This window comes from Viridibacillus sp. d25.2 (assembly GCF_055456015.2).
Genome location: NZ_CM196652.1, coordinates 3,342,691 through 3,366,237, shown reverse-complemented (window position 1 = coordinate 3,366,237; position 23,547 = coordinate 3,342,691). Strand labels below are relative to the sequence as shown.

Sequence of the window (23,547 nt, the reverse complement as noted above, 5' to 3'; positions counted from 1 at the left end):
AATCACATTCCGAGGTCTGAAATTTCGAGCTTCCATTGATGGATTCATCTCCTTTTAATTTTATGAATATTCTGTCAATTCAACATATGTTAAAGAAGCTTGAGTATGAGTTCAATATAAACATTTTTTATTTAAGATGGTTGTCTAATAGGTCTATAAAAAAGTAGGTGATGAAAAACAATTCGTTTTTCATCACCTACTTTTAATAGAATTAGGACCATCGCAACAAGTCAAACTTCGGGTAACGGTTGTTGTCTTATTGGTTTGACTGGGGAGTTACTACATGATTTTTTTGTTCATCGACAGTTGTGATCAAATTATTTATATGCTGTTTTATACCAATCAACCGTTTGCCGAATCGCTTCATCTTGGGGGGTAATTGAAATTGGAAAATTTTTCTGGAATTTTTTTGAGTCTACAATAAAATCGTATAAATGCTGGTACATCAATTCTTTAAGCTCTCTCATGTCGGAATTAAATAATCCTGCAATATTAACAATAAACTTCCCAGCAACTCTATACTTAGCTGTTGTACCAAGCTCATCTGCAACTTTTTGTACAATTGTGCGTGTAGTATTAGGTTCGTTAGTAGGTATATGCCAAATTTCACCTAATGCATCTTGATGTTCTCCAAGCATTATAAGTCCTTTAGCAAAATCACGTATAAAAATATAGGAGTGTTTTGTATCAGGATTTCCCAAAACATCTGCTGGCTTTCCTTCCATTAAATTTTTAATTACCTGTTCCCCTAATGCTGAAGTTTTGACACGTGGTCCATAAAAATCCGTACCTCGCCCAATCGTTGCTTGAACCTTACCAGATTTATGAGCATTCATTAATTTTGTTGCTACTTCAGCCCGTACTTTTGTTTTCATACCAACTGTATTATACGAAGCATTTTCATGAAGCGGTTCGTCATGAGGACCGTATGCATAGAGATTATCTGCGTAAACTATTTTAATCTGATGAATTGCCGCTGCTTCGATAATATTATCCATCATTATTGGAAATAACTCTGCCCAAGATGAATAGGGAAGTCCTAGGCAATGATAAAGGACTGAAATTTCATGAGAATTACAAATATCCATTACACTTTCTAGTTTCGTAGCATCTCCTTTTATGACCTTTACAGACTGAGGAACATCCGCTTTTCCACTCGTATTCACTAAAAGTACATTTTTACCGTCTTGAATAAGCTGATCCATTATCGCTAGTCCTAGTGGACCTGTTCCAAAAATTGCATGATATTCATTTTCCATTTAGAAGTACCCCCAAAAAAATAGTTTGTTTATTCTTTTTAATCAAAAATAAAACGATGTATCTTTTCTCTGAAAGAGAATGTTTGTTTGTAAAGTTCAATAACTTTTTGTTCCAACTCTAATTGATCGACTGACATTCTTTAAAAGACAAGGTGTTATCATATGTTGTTAAAAATACCCCCTCCAATAGAAGTTGCTGAATTTCTTTGTAAATACCCCAATCATTGTGGTAATTTCATTTAATATTTTCAAAACTAACATTTTTGACTGCAAGTTCCTATTCTTTGCAATTTCAAATTTTGTTTATTATGCAGACAAAAATGATTTTACAATTTCAAAATTTAAATGGATAATAAATATAAATGTAAATAATTTCAATAACAGGTATTTGGTTGAAAATTTTTAGCTAATAAAATTTTAAATTACAGCTCATTATTTTTCAATATATTTCCACTTATAGACATAAATATCTTAATTAAATATTACAAATTAATGGAAAATTTAATTTTTTATAACATATTTTGGGAATAGTGTAAAATTATGTTGCATCTTATTGACAATCTTCTACAATCAGTAAAAGGAGAGATAGGCATGAATGAAAAAAATGAACCAATTGCTATTATTGGAATGGGTTGTAAATTCCCTGGTAATGGTAATGATCCGGAGCAATTTTGGCAAAACATTTTAGATGGAAAGGATTCCATAACGGAGATACCAAAAGATAGGTGGAACATCAATCATTATTATGATCCTAATAGTAAAAAAAGAGGTAAAACTAGAGCTAAATGGGGAGGGTTTCTCGATAAAATTGCAGAGTTTGATGCAGAATTTTTTGGAATATCGCCAAGAGAAGCCAGCTTATTAGACCCGCAACAACGTTTGTTATTAGAAGTGACACATGAAGCATTTGAAGATGCCGGACTACCAACTGAAAGTGTAGCAGGGAAGAACGTAGGCGTTTACATAGGAGCATTTACTCTTGATTGGAAATTGCTACAATTTACGGATAAAAATAGGGGTGGCATTGACTCGCATTCTGCTACAGGTTCAATGATGACTTTATTATCGAACCGCTTATCCTATGCATTTGATTTGAAAGGACCATCACTCTCTGTGGACACAGCATGTTCTGCATCTTTAGTAGCATTACATCTTGCTTGTCAAAGTATATTACAAAAAGAATCTTCAATGGCAATAGTCGGCGGTGTCAATGTAATGTTAAAGCCGGAATATTTTATCGCTGAATCAAAAGCAGGAATGCTTTCACCAGATGGTCGTTCAAAAACTTATGATAGTCGTGCAAATGGGTATGTTCGTGGGGAAGGTGCGGGAGTAATTATATTGAAACCCCTCTCTCAAGCAATTGCAGATGGAGATCATATTCATTCACTCATTCGTGCATCAGGAAGTAACCAAGACGGTCATACATCCAGTATTACTGTACCAAATGGTCAAGCCCAAGAAAATCTAATGAGAAATATTTATGAACAAAACGGAATTTCACCTTCTAGCATTCAGTATGTTGAAGCCCACGGAACTGGAACACCAGTTGGGGATCCAATTGAGGCTAAAGCAATTGGAAAGGTCTTTTCAGAAGGGCGTATAGATGGTGAAAAAACATTAATAGGTTCTGTCAAAACAAATATTGGTCATACTGAAGCAGCGGCTGGGATTGCTGGTGTTATTAAGACTGTTATGAGTATGAAAAATAACTTGATTCCAAAACATCTTCATCTAAATAAAGTCAATCCGGATATTGATTTTGAGGAATTGGGCCTAACAGTCCCTCGAGAAAACACGCCTTGGCCAGAAACAAATGGTCCCAAAAGAGCTGCAATTAATTCCTTCGGTTTTGGCGGAACTAATGCACATGTATTAATTGAAGAGTATATCCCTAAGCAAAATAATCACTATGAAAATACTCAACTTGAGAAAGATTTATTAATACCATTATCTGCAAAGAACGAAAGTGCATTACATGACTTTGCAAATCAATTAAAATCATCTCTTACTAACAATCAGACATCATTGGAAAGTTTAGGATACACTTTGGGCTGTAGAAGGGATCACCACTCACATCGATTAGCGATTATTACTAATTCAATTAGAGACTTACAGAATAAACTTAATGCCTTTTTATCTGATCAAACAAATTCCTGTATATGTGAAGGGGTTGTATCTAATACACAGAGACCACTGTGGGTTTTGATTGGATGGCTTCTGCTCGACGTTTATACCCGGAAGTTCGTTTATCAATCGCGTCGTTTATATCTTGGACGCGATTCTCTTTTTTAGAGGAACTCATCAAGGCAAAATCAACAGGGATAAAGGTTGCGCTATCTGTCCAGCCGAGCGTCAACATTTGGAATCCTTTTAAATATTTGTGGGTGGAATGATCGAATACCTTCGCAAGTAACTCCACGGATTTACTGCGATTGCGAGAATAAACAGAATCATCAATGACAAAAGCCGTCACTCTTTGGTCGGATGTTAAAGGTTTGATCAGCCGTATGATTTCACTACTAAGTGATAATAGGAACTGGCGCCAATTAAAGGTGGGTGTGTTTAAAAAGCGGTAAACCGTATCCTTACCTGGCAAATCCCCAGCTTTTTTACTCTGGTGAGCTCGAAACAAATTTTTATATTGAAAGACGAGTAAGAAAATCAGCTTGAACACGTTGAAACATGAATAACCTGAAAGTTTATTGATATTTGCTTTTCGCAGATGGTAACCCACATTTAATTCAGAAAAGCTCTGTTTTATTTCTTTCGGACATTGCGTAAAGTAAACAAAAAAAGAGGTGTCTTTTTTTATGTGCAAGCAAATTTTAAAAGTAAAAACAAATATATTTCTAAAACCGTAAAAAGCTAGTTATACTAAAGGTTTTAGGTGGGAATTAGACTGCGAAAGTTGAGTAAATAATGATTTTAATATGAAAGAAATAGAGGGTATATGCTCATATATTGAACATAAAATCCTCTTATTAGTTTAGTCTATTTAATTAGTCTAACTCGAGTGCTTTTTACGTTGTGTTGCCTTCATAAATGTAACCGTTCGCTCCGTTGAATCATATAAACACCATTCTCGTGTTCCTATAACAGCACCGACATTGACACCATATTTCTTTTTCTTCAATTGAATAGGTTTACCATATGTGAAGGATTTTTTTTGACCTTTTTTATACAATGCAGCATCATGGCTATGTCCAAAAAAGACGATTGATTGTTCTATTTCAGTTAGTAACGGTTTCCAATCAGAAGGCCAATTAAATTGATGTCCGTGAATAATATTGGCACCTTCAATTTGTAGCGTTTCAGGTAATTTTTCAAATGTATGTAGACCTGTTACTTGCATAATCCGTTCTTCTTGATTCCCCCGAACAGAAGGAAACTGTAACAGATTGCTGAAGAGCTCTGAATGCTCCGCCGCCTCTTCAAATGCAAGACCACTAATGTTCTTAGCCTTTTTTTTACCGATTTTACATTCAAATAAATCACCTAAACCAATGATTGTGGCATCTTGAGCCGTTTCATTTATATGCTTTAAAACAGCATTCGTATCTTCAAAACAAGAGTGTAAATCTCCAATCAATGCATACTTCATTTAGGTAACCATCCTCTCAAAAATATAGTAGAAATAATAGCATAGATTAAATCCCCAGTAAAATAACAACTTTTAATTAAAAACAGTATAGCTAATTGTCGATAAATGTAATCATTTTAAAAAGTATTTTTTAAATAGATATGTAATCCATAGATATTAGTGAAGTGACAAAATTATCTAATTGTTACAGAAATATGACACGAATTACGCTTTCATTAAGCTTGAAATATAGCATGCCCATTTTTTACAAGCCATGGTAGAATAGACAAGGTAGATATTCGGATTAAGAAATAATGATAAAGAAATGAGTTGACTAAGTTTGAAGATGAATACGAAATGGGGCCGCACAGCGGTTATGACATTAGCGCTAACAAGTGGCTTTATGTATACCACACAACCTCTACAAGCAGATGCAGCAACATCACAAGAAATGACACACAAAAAAGTAAAAATAGATAAGAAAATCAAAAAACTAGATAATGAGATTAAAGATTTAAAAAAGAAACTACAAAAAAAGATGAAAGACTACAAAGTAACACAAAAAGACTTACAAAAAGTTAATGCATCTATTGTGGAAACTGAAAAGCGAATCGAAAATCGTTCTGAAATTATTGATGATCGACTTAAAGCCTATCAAAAAAATGATAGCACAGTTAGCCCGTATATAGAGGCAGTGCTTGGTTCTGACAGTATTACAGACTTAGTCAGTAGAGCAATGAGTGTTAAAACAATTATTGATGCGGATCAAAGCTTGCTAGAAGAACAAGAAGAAGATAAACAAAAGTTAGCTGATCAAAAAGATGATTTAGAAGAAACACAAGCAAAATTGCAAAAACAATTCCAACAAATGCAAGAGGAAGAAAGTGCACTGGAAACAAAAAAAGCTGAAAATAAAGTGAAATCTTTAGAACTTAAAAAACAAATTGCCTCTAAAAAAGAGGAAGAACGTATTGCAAAAGCGTTGAAAGAAAAAGAAGAAGAAGCGAAAAAATTAAAGGATCTACAAAAAACAAGATTTGTTAGCAATGAAAATAATATTGGTGATGGAAATAATGCTGGAAACGGAGATAATGGCGGTAGTCCAGATGACGGCGATCAATCTAAACCAAATGTCTCAGGTTCTCAAGCTGCTACAGAAGCCATTGCAGAAGCTAGTAAATATTTAGGTACATCTTATGTATGGGGTGGTAGTAATCCAGGTTCCGGATTCGATTGTTCTGGTTTAACACAATGGGCATTCAAGCAAGCTGGGTATTCACTTCCAAGAACAGCTGCATCACAATATTTAGCAACCCAAAAAATTGATCGTAGCAGTGCAAAAGCCGGTGATTTAGTATTCTTCAGTTATGGCTCAGGCGTAGCACACGTTGGAATATACTTGGGGAATAATAGAATGCTAGATGCACAAAATAATGGTGTCGTTGTTGAATCATTAGATTGGTGGAACCAATATTTAGTAGGATTTGGTCGTGTATCAGGTGTAAACTAAACAAGCTTAAAAGCTCTTTGTTTAAAAAAGAGCTTTTTTTTATGAGAGAAATAATAATAAAAAAGTGATAAATGCCCAAGTTTACATAAAAGTATAGTAGGATGGAGAGAATAAAAGTTTATAGGAGAAGCATTTTATATGTTTGGTAAACAGTGAGCAAATGATGCTGAATAGGTGAACAGATATGAAGAGTGATAAGAAAAAAGCACTATATTTAGTGTTGACAAATTTATTAGTTGTGTTTTTAGGAATAGGTCTTGTTATTCCTGTTTTACCGACTTTAATGAGAGAAATGCATTTAAGTGGAGCAACAATGGGCTACTTAATAGCTGCATTTTCTTTTGTCCAATTATTAGTATCACCAATTGCTGGTAGATGGGTCGATCAATTTGGTCGAAAAAAAATGATTGTCATTGGAATGTTTATATTTGGATGTTCTGAATTATTGTTTGGATTCGGTCATGATGTAAAAGTTCTATATGCTTCACGCATGTTAGGTGGTATAAGCGCGGCATTTATTATGCCTGCTGTTACGGCATATGTTGCGGATATTACGACATTAAAACAACGTCCAAAAGCAATGGGGTATGTGGCAGCAGCCATTAATACAGGTTTCATAATTGGTCCTGGAATAGGCGGTTTTTTAGCCGAACTTAACACAAGATTACCGTTCTTTTTTGCGGCTGGATTAGGATTTTCGGGAGCAATTTTCTCCTTATTCTTTTTAAAGGAAACTGCATCTAATTTGGATGAGAACAGTAAAGCGCCAGAGGCAATAACAAAGCCAGGATTTAGAAAAGTTCTGGAACCAATGTATCTTATTCCAATGCTAATCATATTAGTATCTTCATTTGGACTAGCAACATATGAAACAGTGTATGGACTGTATTTAGACCATCAATTTGGATTTACAGCGAAAGATATTGCACTACTTATTACAATTAGTGGTGTGTTAGGAACAGTTGCTCAAGTTTTTGCATTCGATCGTTTAACGAGTTGGCTTGGAGAAATCCGTTTGATTAGAATATGTCTAGCAGTAGCAGCTGTATTTATGATTGCCATGATACAAGTTTCAGCTTATGCATTAGTATTATCAGTTACTTTAGTCATCTTCTTAACGTTTGATTTAATAAGACCTGCACTGACGACATACTTATCGAAAATAGCCGGCAATGAGCAAGGATTTGTAAGTGGCTTGAATTCTACATTTACAAGTGTCGGAAACATTATCGGACCAGCTATAGCGGGTATTCTGTTTGATATCAATATCCAATACCCTTATGGTTTTGCTATGGTGGTACTAGTTATTAGCTATGGTATGGCATTCTTTTGGAAAAAACCACAACAAGCATAAAAGAGGTCCTATACTATTAATGAGTATAGGACTTTTTTGATGTGTTAAAAGATGGAGGAGTAACAGAAAATACTTTACTCCCTCTATCTTCAAGTGGGTTCGAACATTTAGGGTGAAAAAAGATGGAATCTTCATAATGTCATCTTCATGGAGGGGATTAATTTGGTCTTTAATTTGAATTTATACTGCACTGTACCTTTTAAAATAATGGCTAGCTCTTCACCTTTATTTGAGAGTGTTTGACTAGAAGTTCCTCCATGTGATGAGATATGTAAGATAGAGCTCGATGGTCCTTGCATATCCGGAGAATGTAGTTCATAACTTAATTCATCAATAACTAATTTTTTGCAGTTTAGAAATTTTACGATTAATTCAACCTTATTTATATCTTCCAGCAAAAAATAGTAAGTGGGCATCCTAATGTCTTTGTTAATACCTTTTCCTTTTCGAAGCTGTTCCACTTTTTTAATATCTATTTGCTCCAATTTGTAATTAATTTCAATGGGTTAAAGATAATTAAATTTAATTAAATTATTCTTTATTTTCTAAGGAGTTGAAAGTGATGGGGGATTGGACATTTGTATTGCTAACGCTTTTTGTTATAATGAGTCCGGGTGTTGATACGGCGTTAATTACAAAAAGGACACTTCTAGAAGGTCGTAAAGATGGTTTTCAAATGGCAATGGGGCTTGCTAGTGGGGGGATGGTACACACTATAGCAGTGGCATTTGGCTTATCTGCCATATTGTTAAAATCAGCATTAGCGTTTGAAGTAGTAAAATATATAGGGGCCTTATATTTAATCTATTTAGGACTTAGTACGTTTATAAGAAGAAAACAAAGACCTGAGGAATTAGATACAGGTGAAGATTTTAAAAAAGTTTCTTCTGCATTTAAGCAAGGATTTTTATCGAATATATTAAATCCAAAGGTAGCAGTGTTTTTTCTGACGTTTTTACCTCAATTTGTTACAAATGATAATGCTGCTATGTGGCAATTAATTGTTATGGGTTTAACTTATACCGTTCTTTCAATTGTATGGTTTTTATTTTATGTTTATTTCATCAATTACGTACGCAAATGGCTTATGGCACCGCGAGTACAAAATATAATGGATAAAGGAACAGGGCTTGTTCTTGTTGGCTTTGGCTTAACTTTAGCACTTGAAAAAAGACCTTGATGTAAAAATTGTCAGGATCTTTGGTTTATTTATATAATAAACGGGTATAAGTCTAGTGAAAAATAGAGTGCTATTTAGCGAAATGATTATTGAGTATAAAAGCCAAATAATATATATGTAAATAATATCTTTTGATTCAAGTTAAATTGTATTGGACAATAATTAGCTACTACAATGGAACTCGTCGTTATTAAACATTGACTAACAATTAGGCATTTTGGGTATTAAGACATGTTAATTAGAGATGTAGTAGTTAATAAACTTATAAATATGCTATTGTAGCTATAAAATTGTTTTACTTATTAATCAAAAATAAGGATAAAAAGTACTTTGGATATGTATTTATTTGTCGATTATTTGATAAAATTTCGCTATACTAGTAATTGTAAATATTCAATAGAGAAAGTAGTGAACGATTATGGCAACAGCATCACATGCAGTAGAAATTCCATTACCAGCAACTGAAGTTTGGAACTTTGTTAGCAAGATGGAAAAATGGGCGACACTTGTACCTGGATATAGAGAACATGAAATCATTAATGATCGTCAATCTACTTGGACATTTGCTGGCAATGTAGGTGTCTTGAAAAAAACTGTAAAAGTACAAATAGATATTATTGATTGGGTAGAACCATCTAAAATTACATTTAACCTTATTGGTTTAACAGATAAATTTACTGGAAATGGCTATTTTGAAGCAACAGCATTAGAGGCTGAAAAAACAGAAATGGTCGGTTTCTTAGAAGTAAATGCTGGAGGTTTAGTAGCGCCAGTTTTAAATCCAGTATTCAAAGCGGTATTACCAAAAGCAACAACTATGCTAACTGAACGTGTAGCAAATAAAATTAGATTAGTTCAAGTTTAACAGAGAATTTTTTCAAAAAGCCTTTCCAGTTGGAGAGGCTTTTTAAGTAATTAGTTTCAACCCTTTTTCTGAAAGATACCAGTTAGTAATCCGTCTGCGCCAAAAACGGGTTCGTTTGATTCGGCTGGTCTCATATTACGTACTTCAATACATTCAAAGTCTTGAAAGATACGCCTTAATTTTTCTTCAGTAAATCCTAATCCTCCCTGCAAACTTTGTATTCGATATACTTCCCAATCCGAGATACTAGAGCCCCCTAGAGGTCCATCTTCAATAAAACAGTTAATAACAAAGTATCCTTTTGGTTTAAGGGCTCTTTTTATTAAATTAATGTAATCGATTCTTCTATGTGGAGCAATATGATGAAAACAACCTGAATCATAAACTAAATCGTAATTAGAGTTCTCTATATGCAAATCAAAAATATTTTTTTTAATGAAATTAATGGAAATATCTTTATCTATCGCTCTGTCCTTAGCCCATTTTAATGATTCTATAGATAAGTCTACTGCATCTACTCTATAACCTTTTTCAGTTAGGTAAATTGCATTTCTACCTGGTCCACATCCCAACTCTAATGCTTTCCCAGAGGTTAATAATTTCCGATCGAAATAATTTACTAGGTTCTCATCTGGTTTATTTTCGAAGAAAGGGATCCTCTTTTCAAGATTTGAATAAAACTCATCCCAAAATTGTTCAGGTTCCCGTAGTAAATTATCTAACATATTTTTTATATCCTCATAATTATTAATGTCCGCCATATGGTATCCTCCTTTAATGTGTTTCTTACTAATTTAGCTTATCAATAAATAGGGATATTATGGTTACAAATACATTAATTAAGCATTAAATATAAGTGCAATTAATAATAGAAGGTATATCGAATAGCTATTTAAACAGGTATAGCAACTCTTACATATTGCTTAATAGGGAAATATATATGATGGTACTAAGGGTGTGTAAAACATTAAGAATAGATATATAAATCTGTTTTAGAGAGCGTGGCCTAAATTAACAATAGGATTATTTTTACAATTATTACATTGATATTTCAGTGGTTGCACTACGCTAGTTAGTAGCCTGTTTTTATTTATCATAGTTTACACTATATCAATATTACCGATTATTCATTATAATTTAAATATTCCAAAAAAGTGGTTCGATAACGAAAAGGATGAAAGAAAAACCAAAAGAGAAGATTAAGATATTCAATTTACTTTAAGGGAGGGAATTTATATGGAAAAATTATATGATTTACTGAAAGAACATTATAGTGAAATGATAGAAATAAGACGATTCCTACATGAAAATCCAGAATTATCTTTCGAAGAAGTAAATACACCTAAATATATTGCTGAATACCATCGTAAGCTTGGGCATGAAGTGACTGAAGGTGTAGGTGGCCGAGGTGTAGTTGCAAAATTACATAGTGAAAAACCAGGTAAAACAATTGCACTTCGAGCTGATTTTGATGCTCTAGCAATTCAAGAATTAAATGATGTACCATACAAATCTAAAGTAGATGGCGTCATGCACGCGTGTGGGCATGATGGGCATACTGCAACCCTATTAGTATTAGCAAAAGTATTAAATAAGCTTCAAGATGAGTTGGAAGGAACAATCGTATTCATCCATCAGCATGCTGAAGAACTTGCTCCTGGTGGGGCAATTGCAATGATAGAAGATGGTTGTTTAGAAGGAGTAGACGCAATATTTGGTACACATTTGTGGGCTACTGAACCATTAGGTAATATTTTGATAAAAGACGGTCCTTTAATGGCAGCGGCTGATGGTATCTATATTACGGTAAAAGGAAAGGGCGGTCATGGCTCCGATCCAAGTAATACAAAAGATTCTATCGTTATTGCTGCTCAATTTATCACAAATCTACAGCAATTAGTAGCTCGTCGTATTAATCCGATTAAACCTGCAGTAGTATCAATTGGACATATTGAAGCATTAAATCCTTTTAATGTAATAGCAGATTCTGTATACATGAAAGGAACTGTACGTACATTCGATGAGGAAACACGCGATTTATTAGAACAAGAAATTGAAGACGTTCTAAAAGCATCATGTTATTTAACAAAAGCGGATTATGAATATAATTTTGTGCGTGGGTATCCTGCTGTTGTTAATCATACGAGAGAAACGGAATTTATTATGGACTTAGCACCTCAAGTTCCAGGAGTTGATGAACTTCATGTTTGTGAGCCTATAATGGGTGGTGAAGACTTTGCCTATTATCTAAATCATGTCCCAGGTACTTTCTTCTTTACAGGTGCAAAAGACCCAAATTCGGAAGAAGTTTATCCTCATCATCATCCTAAATTTAATATTGATGAACGTTCAATGTTAATTGCTGCAAATACTTTAGGAACGGCAACATTAAAATATTTAGTTGAAAACAAGAAAAACTAATTAAATAGTTAATATAAAAATCTACGAGAGATATAATCTCGTAGATTTTTTTATGTACTTGTTCCAATTTTATTTTACTCAGAGGAATAGATTTTAATAGCAATAAACGTAGGTTGGCGTGGCTCAAGGTTTGTCCCAAGGAAAGCGTCCGCCGGAACTTAAATTAACGGCATCGAAGAAAAAGCCCTGGTGGAAACGATTAATCGTTTCCACCAGGGATAAAATTGTTTTATGGACTTTTTCAGTGCCCTCGCATTATACGAATGGACGTTTTTTCCTCGCTTGATTATCGGGAATTTATAATTATAAAACAATGAATGTTGTGTGTTTAGATAGTATAAAAGTTTAAATTAATCCTTAAATAACTCATCCATTAAATCAGCTATTTCATTTTCTAATTGTTTTTTGCCTTCTGGATCAATTGTAATTTTTCCACTTTCAAATAGTAATACATCTCCTGCTTGAACACCTTTAGGTAATTGAGTAAGAGGAAAATCTTCTATACCATTTTCAAATTCAATAACTGCAATTTCCCTTTCAAACCGATCAATGATTCCTTTTCTCATGCAGAATCACTCCTTTAAAATAGGGTGAAAACAAAATACCGGAATAACAGGTTTGTTAAAACAAATACGAGTACTTTATACTCTCGCCAAATTCTTCTTCGCTTAAACGAAATTAATCTTTTGACTTATTTTTTATAATCAATAAAGTAAGTATCATAAGACTCTTTGAAAATGTATCCGAGCTTTTGGGCTAATTTAACAGATTCTATATTAGCTCCATCCCAACTAGGATATATTCCTCTGTCAAGGCAATCTAATATCAAGGCAGAAGCGGTTATTGTTGCTAAGCCTTTTCTTGTATGATTAGGGTGTGTAGCAACTTCAATCTCAATTCCGTCATCATAAATACTATATGATGTGGCCCCACACACAGTTTTCCCATCATTTAAAACTGCATAACCTACGCCTCTATCTATAAAGTCATCTATAGTATTAAACTGACTTATAAAGTCTTCGGAAAGTTCATGAAGAGATGGATCAATTGCTATAGCCTCATCTATTTTTTTTAATTCATATCCTTCTGGTAGTGTAGATAATAAGTTCTGTAGATAGCTCTTGACCAGATGTTCAGGTGCCTTTTCAAATCTATATCGTTGAAATTTTTCTATAGATTCATTATGTATTTTTTCAATTAGTATTTTCCAATCATCCGTATTAACAATTGCAAGTGTATAATCGGGTAGATTATATAGTAGTTCTTCAGCTTCCTTTGTATTAGGGTTTCCAGCATAAAATACAAAAATCCCGACCGTTATTTGTGCCACTTTAGGATTTTCAAGATCATCTACCCAAGCAGTTCCCATATGTCCTTGTAAACATGAAAGAATGATAGTGCTATCCATATTTTCAAAAAGTGGTACTAACTTTTTTCTTACATTGATGTCTGCTTCATAAATCATTCAATTCCTACTTTCTCTCAAAATGTTGTGAATAACTATATTTATCAATGTTATCATTATTTTTCCAGTTTGTATAACTACTTAATTTTTTCACATGATGATTACAAGTTTATTTTAGAAAATTAAATAAATATCATATTGCATTTCCAACTCAAATTGTAGAAAAAATGAATAATAAAATGCAAATTAAACAGAGAATTGTAAAGGATTTATAAATGATAAAATATTGGCATATAGCTATAATAAATGTGATAAATAGCCGTACAGAAGGAATGTGATAGTATGAATCGCAAAACAGTCGGGGCCATTATTTTAATTATAGGTATACTAATTATATCTGGTAAATTTTTCTTCCGTAATTTTGAGTATCATGAAGTGTTATCTTGGGGTGGACTAGCGCTGACTATATTAGGCGCGTTATTATTAAGTGAGAAGAAAACGTAAAGGGGTGTTAGTAATGGGAGCTTTATTTGTTCGAAATACGTTAGGGGTAGCTAAGCCAATCGTACAAGCACCAATGGCTGGAGTAACGACGCCTGAATTTGTAGCAGCAAGTGCCAATGCAGGTATTTTAGGTTCTATAGGGGCTGGATATTTAACTGTAGAAGCAACTAGAAATTGTATTCGGGAAGTAAAATCGTTGACGGACAAATCATTTTCTGTCAATTTATTTGTTCCAGAAAAAGTAGATGCATCAGATGAACAAATTGCACAAGCGCACGAGGCATTAAAGCCAATTCTACAAGAGCTTGACTTATCAGAAGAGCCAGTAAAGTTATCTTCCAGTGAGTTTGCAGAGCAAGTAAAAGTTGTCGTTGATGAAGGTGTGAAAATTTGTTCATTTACTTTTGGAATACCAGATCAAGAAACAATTTCCTATTTACATAAACATAAGGTTTATTGCATTGGTACTGCAACGACCGTTGCCGAAGCAATTGCGGTTGAACAAGCAGGATTAGATGCGGTTGTTTTACAAGGAGGAGAGGCAGGAGGGCACCGTGGAACGTTTTTAGAGCCATTCGTTTTAATCCCTACAATTGAGTTATTAAAAACAACTATCGGAAAAATAAAATTGCCCATTATTACTGCTGGGGGTATTATGACAAAACAGCAAATGCATGAAATGCTTGATATAGGAGCAGATGCTGTTCAGATAGGTACAGCCTTACTAGCAACAGAGGAAAGCGGGGCTCATTCTCTACATAAAGAAGCCATTTTACAATCAGAAAAAGACGTTACAGCTCTGACAACTGCTTTTTCAGGAAAAGCAGCAAGAGGGATCTTAAATGATTTTATGACTTATATGAAAGATCAACCGATTGCACCATATCCAGTACAAAATGATTTAACAAAGGAAATACGTAAAGCAGCAGGTCAACAAGGAAAGGCAGAATATCTATCAATGTGGGCTGGGGAAAATGTATTTTTAGTAAAGGAAGGTACAGTAGAGGAAGTTGTAGAGCGTTTTCTAAGTGAGGACTGCTAATTTAGATAATTTATTGGGCGTACTACATGTTTGTAGTACGCCTGTCGTTTAATGATTTTTTTGAGTGCAGGAATATATGTGCTGTGCACAAAAATCAATTGTTTAATATCAACATGGTTAGTTTCTACAAACAGCTAAATAGTAAATAACTTCAGTGAAATAAAAAAATATTTTTCATAGAAAACTAGAGCAGTTATTGATTGAACTTTACGTTAACGTCAATGATATACTGCTTCTAAGTTCTTGTAGGGATGGTGACAACTTGAGAACGATTACAGAAATTGCAAAAGAATTCGATGTTACGACAAGGACCATTCGCTATTATGAGGAACTTGGACTGTTATCTCCACAAAGGACAGATAGCAATAAGCGAATGTATACAAACTCGGATTATGCAAAGTTAAAACTAATTTTCAGAGGTAAGAAGTATGGGTTTTCACTCGAAGAAATCAAAGAAATGGTATTACTATTTGACAAAGATCGAACAGGTATTAAACAACTTGAAAGAACAGTTGCATATGGAAAGCAAAAGATATCTGAAATTGATGAGAAAATGCGGGAGTTGCAGGAAATTCGAGATGAATTGGAAACTTTGTATCTTAATTTTACTGAAAAATTAATTAATTCAAAAGGGGGCAGACGTATTGAATAGTTCACAATTATTAGAGCAAAATGCAAGGAAGTATCCACATGGGGAAGCTGTTGTGAGCCAAGGCAAGCGTGTCAATTTCAAAGAGTTAAATCAATTAGTCAATCTATTCGCTAATGCTTTACACGAGAAGCAAATTAAACAAGGTGATAAAGTTGTCTTATTTATGCCGAATGTTGTGGAATTTGTGATTAGCTATTTTGCAGTACAACGTCTTGGAGCCGTAATTGTACCAATCAATGCAAAGTTCTCTACAAAAGAAGTGGAATATATTCTTGATCACTCAGATGAAACCGCTTTCATCGCTCATGAACTTCTGTTTCCAGTAGTCGAAAAGCTACAAAATCCGGGTTTACTTATTAAAACAGGAGATGAAGTAGATGATTGGTTAAGCTACGAGAAATTAGTAGCAACTAGTAAAGATAACGAAATAATTTGTCCTTTAAAAGAAGATCATGAATCCACTATTCTCTATACTTCTGGTACAACAGGTAGCCCAAAAGGTGTTCTATTTAGTTATCGAAATATCTTAACAGTTGCCCAAATGATTTGTGTTGAAATGGAAATGAAGCCAGAGAGTCGTTTATTACTTATGATGCCATTAAGTCACTCTGCGCCACTACATTTATTTTTGATGGCCGGAATGATAGTTGGAGCAACGGCAGTATTAACGCCAACTTTCACACCAGATCTTTTCATCGATACTGTTATCGAAGAGAAAACGACGCATTTCTTCGGAGCACCAGTTGCTTATCTATTAACAGCACAAAATTCCAAATTAAAAGACGCAGACCTTACTTCGATGAAATGGTGGGTATATGGCGGTGCGCCAGTATCTAAAAAAGAAGTAGAGTTCATACAACAAGCTTTTCAAACAGATCATTTGGTATGTGTCTATGGTTTAACGGAAGCAGGGCCAAGTGGTTCCATTTTAATGGCACCTGAACATGAATACAAGGCAGGAAGCATCGGACACCGAGCACCACTCCATACAGAATTGAGAATTGTTAAAGATTCAGGTGAGGATGTAGCTGTAGGAGAAGTAGGTGAAATTGTTCTTTTAGGTGAAGGCAATATGCTAGGTTACTATAAAAATGAAGAGGAAACGAGAGCTGCCTTCATAGGTGACTGGTTGAAAACTGGTGACTTGGCTAAATTTGATGAGGATGGGTACATTTGGATTGTTGATAGAAAGAAAGATTTAATTATTTCTGGTGGAGTTAATATATATCCGAAAGAGATTGAAGAACAGATATTGCAATATGGTGGTATTCAGGAAGTTGCTGTAGTTGGAGTTCCTCACCCTGAATGGGGAGAAACGGTCAAAGCTGTATTCGCCTCATTTGGACAAGTTGATGTAGAAAAGCTGAAGCACTATTTAACGGAGCATTTATCTAAATTTAAAGTGCCAAGACTATTTGAACAAGTCGATGCACTACCAAGAAATGCATCAGGAAAAATATTAAAACAGTCTTTAAGAAATGTTGGTGTAGTTCAATGAAAGTATTACAAGATGTGACAGAGAAAACAACGCGAAATTTCTTTCAGGATAATAAAACTTTGCAGCTAATATTAGAAGATACATTAGACACGGACTTTTTAGATTATGCTACTCGAGAATTAACTGTATTTGGCGAATTATGTGCCAATGACATCGACTTACGTGCAAAACATACTGATCGTGAAGGCGAACCGAAATTGAAAAGGTATGACAAATATGGTGAAGAAGTTTCGGAAGTATGGGTTAATGATGGCTATAAAAAAACGGTACAAGAAACGTATGATACTGGGATTGTCAGCTATGTTCATAAGGAGATTCCAACGCTTGGATTCAAAGGGAATTACACTTATAGCTTCGCACAAGGCTATTTATTATCCCATGCTGAGCCTGGATTTTATTGTCCAGTCACATTAACTATGGCTACAGCCTATTTATTAGACCATTATGCTGATGAGACATTAAAAGAACGATTTTTAACACCCGTTTGTTCTACAGGTGAGGGTCCATTATTTGAAGGTGCTACGTTTTTAACGGAAAGACAAGGTGGTTCTGACGTTGGTGCCAATGTTGTAAAAGCAGTAAAAGAAGGTAACAACTACCGACTCTATGGTGAAAAATATTTCGCATCGAATGCTGGTATGTGCGGAGTTGCTATGGTGCTAGCACGTATAGAGGGGGCACCGGTGGGTTCAAAAGGATTAACATTATTTGCAGTACCTTGGCGTAAGGACAATGGTGAAGTCAATCATCTACGTGTGCGCCGTTTGAAAGATAAACTAGGTGTTAGGGCAGTACCATCAGGAGAAGTTGAATTTGACGGGGCTGAAGCTTTTGTTGTTGGAGATCCTACTAGAGGATTCTATTATATGATGGAAGCTTTAAATCTATCAAGGATTTGTAACGCGGTCGCTTCTATAGGTATTATGCGTAGAGCGCTACTTGAGGCAAAGGACTACGCAACTCGTAGAAATGCATTTGGCAAGCGGTTATCGGATTTTCCAATGGTACGTGATACTTTAGGAAAGCTTGCAGCAACGCTTCATGTAGAAGTAGCAACAGTTTTTGATTTGATTGGGTTGTATGAAAAAGTAACAGCAGGTGAAGCAACGGAACAAGAAATGATAATGAACCGCTTGTATATCGCTATTATGAAAAAGGAAACAGCTGAGCAAGCTATTCATTTCGCACATGAAGCGATTGAAATGCACGGTGGAAATGGTTATATTGAGGATTTTGTCGCACCAAGGTTATTACGTGATGCACAAGTTCTTACGGTTTGGGAAGGTACTTCAAACATTCTAGGGTTGGAGATAATTCGTCTAGTTAATAAATATTCTGCACATATCGTATTCACTGATGTTATGCAAATGCGCTTACAGCAAATTGCAGATAATGAGCTAAAACAAATTGTCGTTATTCAGCTAAAAATATTAACAAAAGAACTTGCCAAATTCGCGAATTTAGAAACTGATTTACAAAGTTTTGAGGCGAAAAAAATAGCTAAGAAAATGGCACACTTATATGAAAGCGTCGTAGCAGTTGAATGGGCTGCAAAACATGGTGGACGATACAAGAAACTTGCTGAAGTATATTTAGATGAAGTGTGGGCTTTAAGAGAAATAGGAGATTTAATGAAAACAGTACAATATTTTGAGGAAATTGTATAAAGGGAAACTGCGGGAAATATTCTCGCAGTTTTTTGTTGAGATTATTAGTAACGTCAATCAAGTATTGTGAAATACCTCTAGGGCTGCAAAAGCTCTAGGAATAGAAAATTATCGACTGAATTCTATTAATTGAGATGTAATGATTTTGAAAATATGGGACAATAGGAACAGTGGGATCTCAATAGAAAAAAATTGGTATAGGATAGAATGATTGATCAAGCAAATAGATGAAAAGAAATTTTAGTAAAAGGGAGAACATAAATAATGACAATACAACAACATAATACTGAGGAATATGATAATCCAACCTTATATGATAAAGAAAACAATCTTTATACGGAAGATATTCCTTTCTTACAAAAATATGCGTCAAAAGCAAAAGGGACAATTCTTGATATCGCATGTGGAACTGGTAGAGCAACGATTCCGCTAGCAAAAAGTGGTCATAAGATAGTGGGGGTAGACTCACATAAAGGTATGCTAATTAAGCAACAAAGAAAGCCAGTAAACTAGATTTACCAATCGATTGGATTCAGCAAGACTGTACGAAGTTAGATTTAAATTTTAAAACCGATTTTGCATTCTCTGTAGGGAATTCTTTTCAACATTTTCTAAAAAATGAAGATCAAGATGGGTTATTATCCTCAGTTAATAGACATTTACTTCAAAATGGTATTTTCATTTTTGATACGAGATTTCCGAGTGTTGAGGAATTATTGCAGCCTGAAACAGAAGAATTCTGGCATACATACATTGATAGTGAAACACAATATAAAGTAGATGTGTCGACAATTGCAAAATATGATGCTCTCAATCAATTGCAATATTATACAACAATTCGAAAATATAAAGATGAAACAAATCATATAGTAAATGAAGTGCGTACTAATATTACATTAAGATATGTTTACCCAAAGGAGATGGAACGATTGCTTGCTAATCATGGGTTTGAAGTAATTCAAATATATCAGGACTGGCAAGAAAACCTAATTACAAATAATAGCTATGGTATGACCTATGTATGTAAAAAGGTCAGTGAATCTTACAAGTGACGTTTCTATTTTATCAATTGTAAATAACTTTACAGAGGAGAGAATATGTGTCCGTTATCCCTTATTATCATTATTTAGCTTTTTTGATTGTTTTCATTTCAAGCTTTATTGGTATTTTCAAGCATAAAAGTATCTTATTTTCATCTATTGTAACAATTATTTTATTAGTAATACCTAATGTTTTGCCGATTTTCGAAGCTTCTGAAAAAAAAGTGGCTATAATATATGCTATTTTTTATGCTTTTAATGCAGCGGTTCTTTCACTAGTATTATTACAATTGCAAAGAGGTTTTTTGGGTAGGCATGAAAAGAATTTTGAATTATGAAATTCAATGGGATACGATAGATAGCTTTCAACATTTAGGGGTGTGAGTAAATGCAACTATTTAAAACGACTAAAAGGCAGATGAATGTGTTTGATTCAGATTTTCAACTATCGCATATTTGCCAAACTTCTACAGCGGCAAATATTAGTTTAATGACTTTAGGTGAAAATGGTGTAATTGGTAGTCATCAAACAGTTACAAATCAATTGCTTATAGTTTTATCTGGGTCAGGTAATGTTGTTGGTGAAGAAGGCAAAAAAAATGTAGGTCCTGGTGATGTCGTGTTTTGGGACAAGGGTGAATGGCATGAAACTTCTAGTGAACAGGGTATGCAGGTAATGGTCGTAGAAAGTGAAGAATTAAGACCATCTCATTTACTGACATTAAAATAAGATTTTTGTTTTGCTTAAGCTCATTAAGAATTTTAACCGTTGATTAAAATAGTAAAGTACCAATAAGGGAACCGCTCTTAGTAGAAAATTCATCTAAAGAAATAAAGATTTTATCTATGGAGCATTTTAGGAATAATACAAAGCGTCAATTTATAATGATTGAAGATTGGAAACAACCGTTATTGGGTATGCGACATAAGTTAACTTTTAAATGTAAGGGGCTGTCCCAAAAGTCGGTGAAAACCGACTTTTGAGTGCAGCCCTATTTCTTTAAATTTAAATACAAAAAAATCGCCTTTTCTTGTAAAATGTAAGTGACAAAACAAACAATTACGGAAAGGGCGATTTTTTATGAGCAATCCAAAGACTACTAACGAAAATTATAACATGACTCAAACAACGCTTCCACTAGAAATTGGAGAAGAAACTCTCGTTTCTAGAAATCAAAATGAAAACCCTACATTCATTCCATATAATAACCAACAAAGTATATGCCTCTTCGATCTTCAAGACCTTATTCCAATTAATCATATTGCGCGAGTAGTGGATGAAATGATCGAAGGAATAGACGATGAATACTTCTTCGAACCATACAAAGGTGGTGGTCGCAGTGCATATCATCCTAAAATGATGGTAAAAGTCCTTCTCTATGCGTATTCGCAAAAAGTATATTCTTGCCGAGAAATCGCCAAATTACTGAATGAAAATCTCCCAGCAATGTGGCTAGCTGCGATGCAAAAACCAGATTATCGTACAATTAACCGTTTCAGAACATCGTTTATGGTTGAACGAATTCAACTATTATTTGAAAAAATGATTCATCAACTTATCGAACAAAAGTATATAACAATGGAAAACTACTTTTTAGATGGCACAAAGATTGAAGCTAACGCTAATAAGTATTCTTTTGTATGGAAAAAAGCAACAACTCGTTTTGAAGAAAAACTGAAAGAGAAAATTGATGAGACTTATCAATTTATTCAATCTGTCGTAAAAGGGGATGAATGCTCTATCGTGAGTGAGGACAACCAGTCCTCTATTACGCCAAAAGAGAAGCTAGAACAAGCAGAAGAGATTCTTACACGCCAAATCAGCAAGCAAACCAAAGAATTCCAAGATGAAACAGAACCAGAAGCCCGAAAGGAAAAACGTAGAAAGTTAAGCGAATCCAAGAAACTCAAAAAGCAAATTCGTGAAGATTTTCGTCCACGCCTTGAAAAGTATGAATACCAACAACAGTTATTCGGTGAGCGCAATAGCTATTCTAAAACGGATACCGACGCCACATTCATGCGGATGAAAGAAGATCACATGCAAAATGGACAATTAAAACCGGGTTACAATATACAAATGGCAACAGAAAATCAATTCATTCTTTTTTATACTCTGCATCAACGTCCAACTGATACACGATGCTTTATTCCACATTTGGAAGAATTGAAAAAATCATCCGTTCCGTTCCCAAAAAACGTCATAGCAGATGCCGGTTATGGAAGTGAAAGCAATTATCTCTATTCAATGGACCAAGAATTTCAGGCATTGATTCCTTATGGCACATTTTTAAGTGAACAAAAACGAAGTTATAAAAAAGACATTCGTCATGCAAGTAACTGGGTTTACAACGAACAAGATGATACATACATATGCCCTAACAATCGAAAAGTACCTTTTAAACGTTATTCTACACGTACAGATAAATATGGTTTTTCACGAGACTTCAAAATATATGAATGTGAAGATTGTACAGATTGCCCATTGAAAGCACAATGTTCAAAATCTAAAGGGAATCGACAGATTCACTACAATACCGTTTATGAAGAACTCAAAGCAAAAGCACAAACTAGCCTTTGGTCTGAACCAAACGCACAAATTTACGCTCGACGGAAAATCGAGGTAGAGAGTGTATTTGGTCATATCAAGGGCAATCGGTCGTTTCGTCGATTCTCACTTCGAGGTTTAGAAAAAGTGATAACGGAGTACGGCATTGTGGCAATGGCCCACAATTTACTGAAAATAGCTGGAATCCTCCAGCTATTTTCACCAAAACAGAGAAAAACGAAAAAAGTTCCAAAGAAAAACAGTACGTTTTTCTTTGGAACTTTTATTTTAGGGACTTATTAGACAGCCCCTTTTTTAGTCCTCATTTTTAATCTAAAGAAGAACTTATTGTAAATTTTGCTTCTGTTTATTAATGTGGAGTTTTATCTTAATTTATAGCTAAGATTTAGGAATAATTGTCACTGCTATTGTACGTGTATGGGTATTCTGGTTGTCAGTTTTTTCATTGTAATACTTGAGCATTAAACTATTTAATTCTTGCTGGAAATTATTAAAATGTTCATCATCAATTTTTAATTCTAACAGTGAAAAGGTCGCCTTATCTTCTTTAGATCCATCTTGCTCTAATCCAGAAAGGTAACTCTCATATTGAGTCATTAAAGATAATTGATAATAAGATAAATAACTAACCTTTTCATCTTTGGATAGTTTTTGCCATTCTTCTGAGTCAAGTCGAGCGGCTTCTTCGTTTAGTGTATAGTATTTCTCAAATACAGATCTAACTTTCTTTTCCCGAATAATTTGGATAATACCAGCATCCAAAAGCACTTGAATATGTCTATATAGAGTGGCTTGTGGCACATCTTCTATAATTTTCACCATTTCAAGGGGAGTAAGGCCAGTTTCTTTATTTCTCATAAGTGCTTGAGATATTTTCATACGGACAGGGTGAATTAAAACTTCAGCTTTATTTATCATTATTTCTCCTTAAAAAAATATTTTCATTATCCATAATGATAACATTATCGATATGAATTAATAAATTGCAAATACAAGAG

General features: G+C 34.2%; 23 protein-coding genes and 1 pseudogene. 16 read left to right on the top strand and 8 right to left on the bottom strand.

What is annotated here, in order from left to right; genetic code table 11:
• Window positions 1–317: 317 nt before the first annotated feature.
• Entirely contained in the window at window positions 318–1,259 is a 942-nt protein-coding gene (locus ACZLO7_RS16605; protein ID WP_464937494.1) for an NAD-dependent epimerase/dehydratase family protein, read from the bottom strand.
• Window positions 1,260–1,799: 540 nt separating this feature from the next.
• On the opposite strand from ACZLO7_RS16605, the gene ACZLO7_RS16600 reads away from it, so the two are divergent.
• A complete protein-coding gene (locus tag ACZLO7_RS16600; RefSeq protein ID WP_511261356.1) occupies window positions 1,800–3,554 on the top strand; it encodes a type I polyketide synthase in 1,755 nt (584 codons plus the stop codon).
• On the opposite strand, the pseudogene ACZLO7_RS16595 reads toward ACZLO7_RS16600, so the two are convergent.
• A pseudogene (locus ACZLO7_RS16595) lies at window positions 3,448–4,074 on the bottom strand (IS4 family transposase); the annotation flags it as partial. The gene ACZLO7_RS16600 and the pseudogene ACZLO7_RS16595 overlap by 107 nt on opposite strands.
• 192 nt (window positions 4,075–4,266) lie before the next feature.
• A complete protein-coding gene (locus tag ACZLO7_RS16590; RefSeq protein ID WP_464937496.1) occupies window positions 4,267–4,863 on the bottom strand; it encodes a metallophosphoesterase family protein in 597 nt (198 codons plus the stop codon).
• 325 nt (window positions 4,864–5,188) lie between these two features.
• Between ACZLO7_RS16590 and ACZLO7_RS16585 the strand changes: the two genes are divergently transcribed.
• Both ACZLO7_RS16585 and ACZLO7_RS16580 read left to right on the top strand, forming a co-directional pair.
• Window positions 5,189–6,352, top strand: a complete 1,164-nt coding sequence (locus ACZLO7_RS16585) for a C40 family peptidase (RefSeq protein WP_464937527.1) — start codon at window positions 5,189–5,191, stop codon at window positions 6,350–6,352.
• Window positions 6,353–6,536: 184 nt separating this feature from the next.
• Window positions 6,537–7,706 (top strand): MFS transporter, encoded by a 1,170-nt coding sequence (locus tag ACZLO7_RS16580; protein WP_464937497.1) that lies wholly within the window; start codon window positions 6,537–6,539, stop codon window positions 7,704–7,706.
• Window positions 7,707–7,837: 131 nt separating this feature from the next.
• On the opposite strand, the gene ACZLO7_RS16575 is transcribed toward ACZLO7_RS16580, so the two are convergent.
• A complete protein-coding gene (locus ACZLO7_RS16575) occupies window positions 7,838–8,191 on the bottom strand; it encodes a hypothetical protein (protein ID WP_464937498.1) in 354 nt (117 codons plus the stop codon).
• 77 nt (window positions 8,192–8,268) lie between these two features.
• On the opposite strand from ACZLO7_RS16575, the gene ACZLO7_RS16570 reads away from it, so the two are divergent.
• Window positions 8,269–8,886, top strand: coding sequence for a LysE family translocator (locus ACZLO7_RS16570; RefSeq protein ID WP_464937499.1), 618 nt, complete (start codon window positions 8,269–8,271; stop codon window positions 8,884–8,886).
• 418 nt (window positions 8,887–9,304) lie between these two features.
• Complete coding sequence (locus ACZLO7_RS16565; RefSeq protein WP_464937500.1) at window positions 9,305–9,751, top strand: SRPBCC family protein; 447 nt, start codon at window positions 9,305–9,307, stop codon at window positions 9,749–9,751.
• A 56-nt stretch (window positions 9,752–9,807) separates the two neighbouring features.
• On the opposite strand, the gene ACZLO7_RS16560 is transcribed toward ACZLO7_RS16565, so the two are convergent.
• Window positions 9,808–10,512, bottom strand: a complete 705-nt coding sequence (locus ACZLO7_RS16560) for a class I SAM-dependent methyltransferase (protein ID WP_464937501.1) — start codon at window positions 10,510–10,512, stop codon at window positions 9,808–9,810.
• Window positions 10,513–10,987: 475 nt separating this feature from the next.
• On the opposite strand from ACZLO7_RS16560, the gene ACZLO7_RS16555 reads away from it, so the two are divergent.
• Window positions 10,988–12,172 carry a M20 metallopeptidase family protein gene (locus ACZLO7_RS16555; protein WP_464937502.1) on the top strand — a complete coding sequence of 395 codons (1,185 nt, stop codon included), beginning with the start codon at window positions 10,988–10,990 and terminating at the stop codon, window positions 12,170–12,172.
• A gap of 350 nt (window positions 12,173–12,522) precedes the next feature.
• On the opposite strand, the gene ACZLO7_RS16550 is transcribed toward ACZLO7_RS16555, so the two are convergent.
• Entirely contained in the window at window positions 12,523–12,738 is a 216-nt protein-coding gene (locus ACZLO7_RS16550) for a DUF3006 domain-containing protein (protein ID WP_464937503.1), read from the bottom strand.
• Between the two features lie 125 nt (window positions 12,739–12,863).
• Window positions 12,864–13,637, bottom strand: a complete 774-nt coding sequence (locus ACZLO7_RS16545; RefSeq protein ID WP_464937504.1) for a GNAT family N-acetyltransferase — start codon at window positions 13,635–13,637, stop codon at window positions 12,864–12,866.
• A gap of 282 nt (window positions 13,638–13,919) precedes the next feature.
• Here ACZLO7_RS16545 and ACZLO7_RS16540 point away from each other — a divergent pair, with 282 nt between their 5' ends.
• The 10 genes from ACZLO7_RS16540 (at window position 13,920) to ACZLO7_RS16495 (ending at window position 22,831) form a co-directional block, all read left to right on the top strand.
• Window positions 13,920–14,081, top strand: coding sequence for a hypothetical protein (locus ACZLO7_RS16540; protein ID WP_464937505.1), 162 nt, complete (start codon window positions 13,920–13,922; stop codon window positions 14,079–14,081).
• Window positions 14,082–14,094: 13 nt separating this feature from the next.
• Window positions 14,095–15,123, top strand: a complete 1,029-nt coding sequence (locus ACZLO7_RS16535; RefSeq protein WP_464937506.1) for an NAD(P)H-dependent flavin oxidoreductase — start codon at window positions 14,095–14,097, stop codon at window positions 15,121–15,123.
• Window positions 15,124–15,385: 262 nt separating this feature from the next.
• A complete protein-coding gene (locus ACZLO7_RS16530; protein ID WP_464937507.1) occupies window positions 15,386–15,775 on the top strand; it encodes a MerR family transcriptional regulator in 390 nt (129 codons plus the stop codon).
• On the top strand, window positions 15,768–17,273 hold the full coding sequence (locus ACZLO7_RS16525; RefSeq protein WP_464937508.1) for a class I adenylate-forming enzyme family protein: 1,506 nt from the start codon (window positions 15,768–15,770) through the stop codon (window positions 17,271–17,273). Before ACZLO7_RS16530 ends, ACZLO7_RS16525 begins: the two co-directional genes overlap by 8 nt.
• The gene (locus ACZLO7_RS16520; protein ID WP_464937509.1) at window positions 17,270–18,940 is read left to right on the top strand and encodes an acyl-CoA dehydrogenase family protein; all 1,671 of its coding nucleotides are present in this window, start codon (window positions 17,270–17,272) and stop codon (window positions 18,938–18,940) included. The genes ACZLO7_RS16525 and ACZLO7_RS16520 overlap by 4 nt, the downstream gene beginning before the upstream one ends.
• A gap of 264 nt (window positions 18,941–19,204) precedes the next feature.
• Entirely contained in the window at window positions 19,205–19,453 is a 249-nt protein-coding gene (locus ACZLO7_RS16515) for a class I SAM-dependent methyltransferase (RefSeq protein WP_464937510.1), read from the top strand.
• A gap of 203 nt (window positions 19,454–19,656) precedes the next feature.
• Window positions 19,657–19,992 (top strand): hypothetical protein, encoded by a 336-nt coding sequence (locus tag ACZLO7_RS16510; RefSeq protein ID WP_464937511.1) that lies wholly within the window; start codon window positions 19,657–19,659, stop codon window positions 19,990–19,992.
• 47 nt (window positions 19,993–20,039) lie between these two features.
• On the top strand, window positions 20,040–20,318 hold the full coding sequence (locus ACZLO7_RS16505) for a hypothetical protein (RefSeq protein ID WP_464937512.1): 279 nt from the start codon (window positions 20,040–20,042) through the stop codon (window positions 20,316–20,318).
• Window positions 20,319–20,368: 50 nt separating this feature from the next.
• The gene (locus tag ACZLO7_RS16500) at window positions 20,369–20,710 is read left to right on the top strand and encodes a cupin domain-containing protein (protein ID WP_464937513.1); all 342 of its coding nucleotides are present in this window, start codon (window positions 20,369–20,371) and stop codon (window positions 20,708–20,710) included.
• 351 nt (window positions 20,711–21,061) lie between these two features.
• Window positions 21,062–22,831 (top strand): IS1182 family transposase, encoded by a 1,770-nt coding sequence (locus ACZLO7_RS16495; RefSeq protein WP_511261355.1) that lies wholly within the window; start codon window positions 21,062–21,064, stop codon window positions 22,829–22,831.
• A gap of 96 nt (window positions 22,832–22,927) precedes the next feature.
• On the opposite strand, the gene ACZLO7_RS16490 is transcribed toward ACZLO7_RS16495, so the two are convergent.
• Window positions 22,928–23,467 carry a helix-turn-helix domain-containing protein gene (locus ACZLO7_RS16490; protein ID WP_464940680.1) on the bottom strand — a complete coding sequence of 180 codons (540 nt, stop codon included), beginning with the start codon at window positions 23,465–23,467 and terminating at the stop codon, window positions 22,928–22,930.
• Between the last annotated feature and the right edge of the window lie 80 nt (window positions 23,468–23,547).